The sequence below is a fragment of the Aureimonas sp. AU22 genome (assembly GCF_001463745.1).
Classification (GTDB): domain Bacteria; phylum Pseudomonadota; class Alphaproteobacteria; order Rhizobiales; family Rhizobiaceae; genus Aureimonas.
The window spans coordinates 30,899-41,377 of record NZ_BBWJ01000031.1 but is presented as its reverse complement, the minus strand read 5'-3'; the positions used below and the strand labels follow the sequence as shown (position 1 = coordinate 41,377).

Here is a 10,479-nt window from a genome sequence, read left to right as displayed (position 1 = left end):
ACCAAGTCCCGCCTATGGCGGTTCCGCTGCCGATCATGTCGCCGTTGGCGTCCCGTAGCGTTACCGTCGAGCCAGCCTCCGCAGAGCCGGTGAACGTTGGGCGGTCGCTGGAGGTGACATTGTCCGAGTCAGAGGCGCCGGTGTCCGAGCCAGCGTCGAGGTCAGGCGCCGATGGGGCTGCAGGCGCCACCGTATCGAGGACATAGGCCTTGCTGAAAACAGTACCGACGTTTCCTGCCGTATCAGCAACGCGAACCTGAAGGGTATTCGCACCTGCCAGCGTTACCGGAAGCGACCAAGCGCTGCCGCCGACGGTGGCTGTGGCGACAATCCAAGTTGCGCCGTTGTCGAGTGATACCTCGACCTGCTCGCCGGCACCCAAGGAGGCGGATAGCGTTCCGCTCACGGTTTGAGCGGCCTGCGACGTCACGAAGTCGGCTGTCGACGCACCCGTGTCCGCCGAGAGCGCGGCGGTGTCCACCTGCGCGGCGGGCGCGCTCGCATCGATCGTGACATCCAGCCCCGAGGATGCAGCGCTGGTATTGCCGGCGACATCCGTCGCCTTGACCGTGACCGTGTGCGAACCCTCGCTCAGGGTGGAGCTCGTGACGGACCAACGACCGCTGCCATCGGCCTCGGTCGTCCCGAGAACGGTGGTGCCATCGGTATCGTAGAGCGTGACTGTGGCTCCTGCTTCGGACACTCCTTCGAAAGTCGGAGCCACGACGTTGGTGATGTTGTCCGCATTGGACCGGCCGGAATCGCTTGCCGCAACAAGATTGGGTGCCGATGGGGCGGCGGGGGCAAGGGTGTCGATCGTCACCGTCAGGCTGCTTGATGGCGCCCCGACATTTCCGGCGGCGTCGACCGCTTCGGCAGTGATTGTATGAGCGCCTTCGCCGAGCGCCGTGCTGGCAATCTGCCAGCTACCGTCCCCGTTCACGGTCGTGGAGCCCAGAACGGTGGTCCCGTCGGTGTCGTAGAGGCGTAGCGTGGCCCCCGCTTCGGCACTGCCGGCGGCACCGGTGAAGGTTGGGGTGGTGACGCTCGTGATGTTGTCGCTGGAAGACGCGCCACTGTCGGCGGAAGCAGCAAGGTCAGGCACGGCGGGGGCGCTTGGAGCCTTGGTGTCGAACGTGAGCGACGGGCTTGTGCCGGCACCACCTGCGTTGCCAACGGCATCGGCGTAGCTACCAGCTGGCACCGTGATGCTAGCCGTGCCGTCATTCGTGTTTGTAGCAGGCGTGAAGAGCGCTGTGCGCGTCAGACCGCTGCCACTGATTGCACCGAGCGTGCCGCCCGAGACGACGGCATCCGCCGCTGTGAACGTCGCGCCGGGATCTTCGCTGAAGGTGAAGGTGATCGTCGCGGTCTGTCCCGCGATCAGCGTCGACTTATCGCTGCTGATTGCGAGTGCCGGAGGCGTCCTGTCGAGCGTGAACGACTGTCCCGCAGTGTAGCCGCCTGCAATGGCGGCTCCATCGGCATCGACGATGCCGGTACCGCTGCTCCCGACGTCCAGTCGCAGGGTGCCATCGCCGGCCAGTGCGTCCACGGTAACGGTATAGGTCGAACCGCTTCCCGTAACGCTGTTGATCGTTCCGGTTGCCGTCCCGATCGTGACCAGGCGGAAATCGGTTGTGTCCACGCCAGTGACGGATTCCGAGAAGGTCACTGTGTAGCTGACCGACGTCGCGGAAGCAGGGACGTTGCCGGAGACAGCGCCTGCACGAACGATGCTCGTCACGACCGGCGGTACGTTGGGCAGCGGTAAATCCGTGTCCACGACGAAGTTGTCCAGCCAGAAACTCGAGGTGGGATTGTTGCTGGAGCCGCTCGGTGGCGTATCCATGATCGTCAGGGACGACGTCGTCACCGACGGCGCTGTGTTATTGAAGTCACGCTGGTAGGAGAACGTCTCGTCGCCGGGACCATGAGAGGTCGTATCGGGAACGAGCAGAGAGCCGAACTGAAGATTGGAGACCCATCCTCCTTCAGTTTCAGGGTCGGTGGCAGCGTAGCTCATCGTGAAATCACGGTAAGCGAAATCCCCACCGCTGACGTTGGTCACGACGATCTGGAACTGTTCGTCGCCGAAGGTCGGGTCCTCGGAAAAATTCAAACGGCCATTATCAAAATTGAGGGACCAGTTTCCGCTGGCATAGACCTGGAACTTGAGCCCCCCTGCCACAACGATGCCGTCGCTATCGTCCCCATCGGTGATGTCCGAAGGACCGAAGCCGATATCCCGATACATGCCATTCCTCCCAGAACGAGCGATCCCGCTACACGCTCTGATTTCTCTATCCTCTATCTACTACCGTTAGAAGTGTGCGAGACTGCCATCCGCGCATCTCGATGCCCGACGTGATCCAGAACACACAGTCGAGGATGTTCGATGAACATGCCGGGGTTGTTGGGAAGGCGATGCAGCCCGCCCAAGCGTTTCTCGAGCAGGGCCCAGTTCGGTTGGATTACGTTGACGAAGGTCGGTTTCCGGGACGCCGACAAGAGAGGCGCGTCGCCGGATACGGTGCGATTGGGGGCGCGCCTCTCGGCACCGCTCCGCGACGGTTGGAATCCGTCGACACGCGTCCACTCATCTGAAGGGTCGAAGCCCCGACGCTACGAGCATTGGAGCGCAGCCCCAACACCGGCATGGCCCCTGTCGGCAGCCAAAGTTTCCCTTGCCGAGGTTAGGGGGTCGTGGGTTCGGATCCCATCGCCCGCTCGATTTTTTTGTCCAGACGATCCTCCAGACGACAGAATCTGTCGTGGTCGCATGCGGCCGTTTGGAAGGCCGACGTCACGTCGGCTTGAAGTAAGATTCCTGGTCGATGAACTCAAACGCTTTGGGTCGTCGGGTGCCCTGCCAAGACGCTCCAGCGACCAGTTTACGCCGGGAGCGGTGAGCCTTGAGCCTGCGCGAACAACCGGGGCACCCGGAACCGCAGGCAATCTTCGGGTCGATCCGGCGGGCGCCAACGGTTCCTGGAGGCGCCGTTTCAGCCGCGAGCCGGCCTTCGACCATCGCCTGGGACCGGCCTTCCGCGCGATCGGGCGAAGACGCTGCGACAGAACGCGAAGAGCCCGCCGCGTCAGCGCGCGGCGGGCTCTTCGCGTTCAAAAGGCGCGGTCTCCTCAGACGAAGGCGCCGGCGTCGAGACTGCCCGCAGACACGCCCGTCAGCACCACCGTTCCCCCGCCCGCGAGCGAGAAGACGGCCGAGCCGCCGACGTCCTGGACGACATATGCCTGTCCCTGGAAGTCGAGGCGGTCTCCGTCGGCGGCATTGAAGTCCGCAACGACGTCGAGGCCGGAGCCCAGCCCGAAGGCGAACGTATCCGCGCCCTCGCCGCCGATCAGCGTGTCGTTGCCGAGCCCGCCCCAGATCTCATCGTCGCCCAGGTCCCCGAACACGAGGTCGTCGCCCTGGCCACCATGGACGAGATCGTTCCCTTGGCCGCCATGCACCGTATCGTTGCCCTGATTGCCGTTGACGGTATCGTCGCCCTGGTTACCGAGGATCAGGTCGTTGCCGAGATTGCCCTCGACATAGTCGTCGCCGAGGTTCCCCTCGATGTAGTCGTCGTCCCGGCCGCCGTAGATGGCGTCGTCGTCCTTGCCGCCGTAGAGCATGTCGTTGCCCTGATTACCGAACAGGATGTCCGCACCCTGGTTGCCGTAGAGCACGTCGTCGCCGAGGCCTCCGCCCATCGTGTCGGCACCGAGGCCGCCCGAGATGGTATCGGCGGCGGCGGTGCCGGTGACGAGGTCCGGCCCGTCCGTCGTCGGGCCAAGAACCGGCGGGACCGGCGAGCCGCCGCCCGACGGGGGCGTCGCCGGCGTTATGTTGGTCGCCATGGTCATCGAGATCGTGGCGGCGTCGTTTCCGGCGAGGTCCTGAATTGCGTTCGCGTCGTCCACGTTCGAAGGGTCGATATAGCTGACCCCGACCCCCTGCCCGGCCTGGACCGCCTCGTGCAGGGTCAGTTCCACCGTCGAACCGACGATCTGCACGCTGTCGACGGCGACGAAGTTGCTTGCCCCGCCGACCGACACGAGGAAGTTCCCGCCCACCGGAGGATGCGCCGCGTCCAGCGCCTCGCTGTACGTCATCGTCAGGACAGCGCCGTTGACGGTGGCGGACATGAATGACGGCGGGGTCACGTCCGGTGTGTCGTTGGCGACGCTGACTGCAGCGAACGAGGCGGCGTCGTTGCCGGCAGCGTCCTCCACGGCATCCGGATCGTCCGCAACCGTCGGATCGGTATAGGCGACCGTCACAGTCTGGCCGGGTAGGACCGCGTTCACCAAAGTGATCTCAAGCGCGTTATGGGGAAACGCACCGGACACCCCGGCGATGTCGACGGGAACTCCGTCGACTTCGACCGCGAACGCGTTCGCGTCCACGGTGTTCGTATTCAGATCCTCGTCGTAGAGAAGGGTAAGCGTCGCGCCGGTGATCGAGGCGGAGGTGAAGACAGGCGCGGTGGTGTCGGGCACCAACGTGTTGTTGGTGACGGGAAGCGAGAGAAGAGAGTTCGCGTCGTTGCCGGCGACGTCCTGGGTCGCGTTCGAGGTGTCGCCAGCCTGATCGACGTAACTGACGCTGACGTCCTGACCGCTCAACACCGCATCTTGGAGATCGATCCGGACTTGGTTCCCCACGACGCTGACACGGTCGATCGCGACGGGATTTCCGTCCACCGTCACCGTGAAATCCGAAGCGTCGGCCGTATGCGCTGCATCGAGGGTTTCACTGTAGGTGACATCGAGACGTACGCCATCCACGACGGCGCCCGTCGCCACGGGCAACGTGCGGTCGAGGACGAACGAACCATGCTCCATAGCGGACCACCCGTTGAAGCCGTCCAACACGTGATACATCGTGGAGATTTCGCCGTCCGGCAGCGTCGCAACCTGGAGTGGCGTCAAATTCACCGAGTAGGCGTCGCCCGAAACCGTCGTGTTGATGTAGCCGACACCGTCGACATAGATCTGGACACCGCTGCCGTCCGCGGCGTCCGTCGTCCTGCCGCTGAGGACGACCGGCGCGCCAGACTCCGTGGCGTTCACGATGTTGTCGAGCGTCAGGGGATCGAGAGTGATCGTCGGGATCGGCATGGCAGGACCTTGATGGCGGGAAACGAAGACACCTTCGGACCACAACCTTAAGATATATTCCTTTGGTCAGCCTGGATTTGGAACCGCACGATACGAACTGTTGTTGAAGCGGATTCAAGCTCAGTCACGCAGCCCGCGACCTGTCCCTCCGTGCGCAAAAGACACTGAGTTGCACCCTGCCTCAATTGCTGAGAGCTGGTGCCGGCGCCCTGGCCGGGCATCGGCGACTCGGACCCCGGATCGTGCGCAGTTCCGCGATCCTTGTCTTTTTAGCGAAGGTTCGTCACGATAGCGCAGCGCCGCTCGCCGCCACTCAATGCTCGAGAAGCGCGATCGCCACCTCCGAAGCTGGGCGGCGATCGAGGGAACCCGGTCGATCATCGTGGTAGATTCGTCGCCGCATCGCCCGGAATGGGCGGCTGGGGCTTCCGAACCAGACCATCGGTCGCCTACTGATCGCCGAGCTTCATCGACGGATCGTAATCCACCCCGTGCACCACCTTGGTGATCGGCTGCGCGCATTTCATCACGCCCGCCGCGGCGTCGAAGGCGTAGGCCGGGCTGCCGGCGAGTTCCCAGCCCTTCGACAGGGCGAGCGAAACGCGGTGGCAGAAGGCGGCGTCGTCCGGGCCGGTGAGAAGGCGGTAGAGTTTCATCGGGTCAGTCCTTCCTCGATTGGATCAGGGCGGCGCGGGCGAGAAGGGCCTCGGCCTGGATGAGGTGGAGGCGCTCCACCATGCGCGTACCGAGGCGGATCACGCCGCGCCCCTGGTGTGCGGGGTCGGCGAAGGCGGCGACGATCGCCTCGGCGTCCGCGATCTCGCCCGTCGAGGGCCCGAAGGCGGCGTCCGCCGGGGCGATCTGCGCGGGGTGGATCAGCGTCTTGCCGGCAAAGCCGAAGCGGCGCCCTTGCGCGCATTCGGCGGCAAAACCGGCCGCGTCGGCGAGGTCGTTGAACACGCCGTCGAGCACCGGCACGCCGTGGGCATGGCCCGCCACCAGAACAGGGCCGATCCAGGGCATGAGTTCCGGCCGGCCGGGCGAAAGCGCGAGGCCGGCTGCGAGCACGAGATCGTTCGGCCCGATCACCAGGGCACCGAGCGGGCGCGACAGGGCAGCGCCCGCGATCGCGCCGGCGCGGAGGACGCCCATCGGCGTCTCCATCATGGCCCAGAGCGCGAGCGCGGGTGGCGCATCGCAATGCTGGAGCGCGACGTCGGCCTCGGCGAGAGCGACCGGGCTCTCGGCCTTGGGCAGAAGCACCGCGTCGGCCCGCACGGCGCAGGCCATCAGCAGGTCTTCCGTCCCACACGACATCGTCAGCGGATTGATCCGCACGACGCGGATGGGATCGCTCGCCGACCGCCGCGGCAAGCCGGCCAGATGCGCGCGCAGCCGCTCGCGCGCTGCGCCCTTCTCTTCCTCGGCAGCCGAGTCCTCCAGATCGAAGATCAGTGCATCGGGCCGCAGCCCCGCGGACTTCTCCAACGCCCGTGCGTTGGCGGCCGGCACGAAGAGCGCGGAGCGCAGGAGGGGTTGGGGCGCCGTGGTCATGCCCTTCCCTGCCCGATCGCCCCCTCGCGTTCAAGCGCGCTCGCGAAGCCTTTTGCAAAGGGGGACGAAGGGTGTATCGAGACGCCGACAGCCGCATCGACAAAGGAAAGGACGGTTTCCATGCAGAAGTTCGACCACCTGACGGGCGTCGCCGCACCGCTTCCGACCCTCAATGTCGACACCGACATGATCATCCCGAAGGATTATCTCAAGACGATCAAGCGCACCGGGCTGGGCGTCGGCCTCTTCGCCAACATCCGCTACCGCGAGGACGGTTCGGAGGACGAGACGTTCGTGCTCAACAAGCCGGCCTATCGCAACGCGGAGATCCTGGTGGCGGGCGACAATTTCGGCTGCGGGTCGAGCCGCGAGCACGCGCCCTGGGCGCTTCTCGACTTCGGCATCCGCTGCGTAATCTCCACGTCCTTCGCCGACATCTTCTACAACAACTGCTTCAAGAACGGCATCCTGCCGATCCGCGTGACCTCCGACGAGCTCGACGCGCTGATGGGCGACGCGGCCAAGGGCGCCAACGCACGGCTGACGGTGGATCTCGAAGCCCAGGAAATCCGCCGGCCGGATGGCGGCGTCGTCCGGTTCGACATCGACCCGTTCCGCAAGCACTGCCTCCTCAACGGGCTCGACGACATCGGCCTGACGCTCGAGCAGGAGGGCGGCATCGCCGCCTTCGAGACGACGCTCGCCTCGACGCGCCCCTGGGCCTGACGCCCCGCCCGTCACGCTTCCGACGTTTCCACCGAAAGGACCCGCCATGACCACCCACAAGCTCCTGGCTCTGCCCGGCGACGGCATCGGACCGGAGGCCATGGCCGAGGTCGGCAAGATCGTGTCTGTTCTCAACGGGGCGGGCGGCGACCGGTTCGAGATCGAGGAAGCGCTGGTCGGGGGCGCGGCGATCGATGCGCACGGCGTTCCCATCACGGATGCCGACATGGACAAGGCGCTCGCCGCCGACGCGGTCCTGTTCGGCGCGGTCGGCGGGCCCAAGTGGGACAGCGTGCCCTACGAGATCCGCCCGGAGGCGGGTCTCCTGCGTCTGCGCAAGGACATGGCGCTGTTTGCCAACCTGCGGCCGGCCATCTGCTATCCCGCGCTGGCGGAGGCGTCGTCCCTCAAGCGCGAACTGGTCGACGGGCTCGACATCCTGATCCTGCGCGAGCTCACCGGCGGCGTCTACTTCGGAAGCCCCAAGGAGATCGTCGACCTCGGGGAAGGCCAGAAGCGCGGCATCGACACGCAGGTCTACGAGACCTACGAGATCGAGCGCATCGCCCGCGCCGCCTTCGAGGCCGCCCGCACGCGGCACGGCAAGGTCACCTCGATGGAGAAGCGCAACGTCATGAAGACGGGCGTCCTATGGAACGAGGTCGTGAGCCGCATCGGGCGCGACGAGTATCCCGACGTGCGGCTGGAGCATATGCTGGCGGATGCCGGCGGCATGCAGCTGGTGCGCGCGCCGAAGCAGTTCGACGTCATCGTCACCGACAACCTCTTCGGCGACATGCTGTCCGACATCGCGGCGATGCTCACCGGCTCGCTCGGCATGCTGCCTTCGGCGTCGCTCGGGGCGCCGGACGCCTCCACCGGCAAGCGCCGCGCCCTCTACGAGCCGGTGCACGGCTCGGCGCCCGACATCGCCGGCAAGGGCATCGCCAACCCGATCGCGATGATCGCCTCGTTCGCGATGATGCTGCGCTATTCCTTCGCCCTCACCCGCCAGGCCGACGCGCTCGAGGGCGCGATCGCGAGCGTTCTGGAAGCGGGCACGCGCACCGGCGACATCATGGCGCCGGGCTGCCGTCAGGTGGGCACCGCCGAGATGGGCGATGTGGTGGCCGCCGAGTTCAAGCGCCGCCTCGCGGCCTGACCGCTTCGGTTCGATCGAACGAGAAGGGCCCCGGCATCGCTGCCGGGGCCCTTTTTCGTGTCCGCGTTCAAGTTCAGTCGGCGAGATCGACGCCCTTCTTCTCGCGCACGAAGATCACGCCGATCGCGACCGTGAGAAGCGCGAAGATCACCGGGTACCAAAGCCCCGCGAAGATATCGCCGGTGGAGGCGACGATCGCGAAGGAGGTCGCCGGCAGGAGGCCGCCGAACCAGCCGTTGCCGATGTGGTAGGGCAAGGACATGGCGGTGTAGCGGATGCGGGTCGGGAAGAACTCCACGAGCGCCGCCGCGATCGGGCCGTAGACGATGGTCACATACACGACCATGACCCAGAGGATCGCGATCACCTTCAGCGCCTGGCCGTTGCCGAGCGCCGAGAAGAAGCCGTCGACCTTCACCTTGGCCGGATCGGTTGCGGCGGGATAGCCGGCGGCGACCATGGCGGGGCCGAGCGCGTCCGTGAAGGCCTTCGCGTCGGTGAAGGCGATCGGCGCGCCGCCGTTGACCACGAGTTGGGCCGGCGTGCCTGCCGGCGCGTCGACCTGCGTATAGCGGAAGGCCTGCTGCGACATCGTCCGGCGCATCACGTCGCACGGCGTCGTGAAGGTTCGGATGCCGACCGGGTCGAACAGCGATCCGCAGGTGGCGGGGTCGGCGACGACCTCGGCCCGCACGCTTTCGATGGCGCTGGAATAGGTCGGGTTGGCGGCCTGCGTCAGCGCGTTGAACAGCGGGAAGTACGTGGCCGCCGCCAGCAGGCAGCCCGCCAGGATCACCGGCTTGCGACCGATCCGGTCCGACAGGGAGCCGAACACCAGGAAGAAGGGCGTTGCCGCGATCAGCGCCCATGCGATCAGGACGTTGGCCGTCAGAAGGTCGATCTTGAGCACCGTCTGCAGGAAGAACAACGCGTAGAACTGGCCGGTGTACCAGACCACCGCCTGACCGATCACGAGGCCGAACAGCGCGATCAGGACGATCTTGCCGTTGCGCCAGTTTCCGAAGGCCTCCGACAGCGGCGCCTTGGACTGGGTGCCCTCCTCCTTCATCTTCTGGAAGATCGGCGATTCGTGCATCTGCAGCCGGATGTAGATCGAGATCAGGAGCAGGATGATCGACAGGAGGAACGGGATGCGCCAGCCGCCCGTCAGCCCGAGGAACAGCGGCTGCGAGGTCTGGAACGCGTCCTCGCCGAGGTTGATGCGCAACGTCACGATCACGAACAGCGACAGGAGGAGACCCATCGTCGCCGTGGTCTGGATCCAGGCCGTGTAGAACCCGCGCCGGTTGCGCGGCGAGTGCTCGGCCACATAGACCACCGCGCCGCCGTACTCGCCGCCGAGCGCCAGGCCCTGCGCCATGCGCAGCGCGACGAGGATGATGGGCGCGGCGACGCCGATCTGGTCGTAGCCGGGCAGAAGGCCGACCGCGAAGGTCGACAGGCCCATGATCAGGATGGTGAGGAGGAAGGTGTACTTGCGCCCGACGAGATCGCCGAGCCGCCCGAAGACGAGGGCGCCGAAGGGGCGCACCAGGAAGCCGGCGGCAAAGGTCAGAAGCGCGAAGATCGCCTGCGTCGCCGGCGGAAACTGCGAGAAGAACTGCTTGCCGATGATCGCGGCCAGCGTTCCGTAGAGGTAGAAGTCGTACCACTCGAACACGGTGCCGAGCGAGGAGGCGATGATGACCTTTCGCTCGCGTTTCGTCATGGGTTTGCGTTCGGACGCCGGATCGGCGTTCGTCGGATAACTCGTCACGCCCTTGCCCTCCCAGGCCGCGTTGGTGCGGCGGCGCCTTTCGAGGCGCCTTAAGGAAAAGTTACCGGTTTTTGACGGAAAGGGAAGTTGCATTCGCCGTTTCGCCACAATCACACGAATGTCATCGACCCGA

The 10,479-nt window shown here is 65.8% G+C and carries 7 protein-coding genes; 2 read left to right on the top strand and 5 right to left on the bottom strand.

The features are described 5' to 3' along the window. From AUL34_RS10690 to AUL34_RS10675, 4 genes are all read right to left on the bottom strand, one after another. Positions 1-2,257 (bottom strand): Ig-like domain-containing protein (locus AUL34_RS10690; RefSeq protein ID WP_244492524.1); only part of this gene is annotated, 2,257 nt, incomplete at its 3' end. 884 nt (positions 2,258-3,141) lie between these two features. Next, positions 3,142-5,127: a SwmB domain-containing protein gene (locus tag AUL34_RS10685; protein WP_061933701.1), complete on the bottom strand. Its 1,986-nt coding sequence runs from the start codon at positions 5,125-5,127 to the stop codon at positions 3,142-3,144. A 449-nt stretch (positions 5,128-5,576) separates the two neighbouring features. Further along, the gene (locus tag AUL34_RS10680; RefSeq protein ID WP_061933700.1) at positions 5,577-5,783 is read right to left on the bottom strand and encodes a DUF1737 domain-containing protein; all 207 of its coding nucleotides are present in this window, start codon (positions 5,781-5,783) and stop codon (positions 5,577-5,579) included. Positions 5,784-5,787: 4 nt separating this feature from the next. Beyond that, a complete protein-coding gene (locus AUL34_RS10675) occupies positions 5,788-6,681 on the bottom strand; it encodes a CoA ester lyase (protein WP_061933699.1) in 894 nt (297 codons plus the stop codon). A 120-nt stretch (positions 6,682-6,801) separates the two neighbouring features. Between AUL34_RS10675 and leuD the strand changes: the two genes are divergently transcribed. Continuing rightward, a complete protein-coding gene (gene leuD, locus AUL34_RS10670) occupies positions 6,802-7,407 on the top strand; it encodes a 3-isopropylmalate dehydratase small subunit (RefSeq protein WP_061933698.1) in 606 nt (201 codons plus the stop codon). 46 nt (positions 7,408-7,453) lie between these two features. After that, complete coding sequence (leuB, locus tag AUL34_RS10665) at positions 7,454-8,569, top strand: 3-isopropylmalate dehydrogenase (RefSeq protein ID WP_061933697.1); 1,116 nt, start codon at positions 7,454-7,456, stop codon at positions 8,567-8,569. 73 nt (positions 8,570-8,642) lie between these two features. On the opposite strand, the gene AUL34_RS10660 is transcribed toward leuB, so the two are convergent. Further along, a complete protein-coding gene (locus AUL34_RS10660) occupies positions 8,643-10,298 on the bottom strand; it encodes an MFS transporter (RefSeq protein ID WP_061933707.1) in 1,656 nt (551 codons plus the stop codon). Between the last annotated feature and the right edge of the window lie 181 nt (positions 10,299-10,479).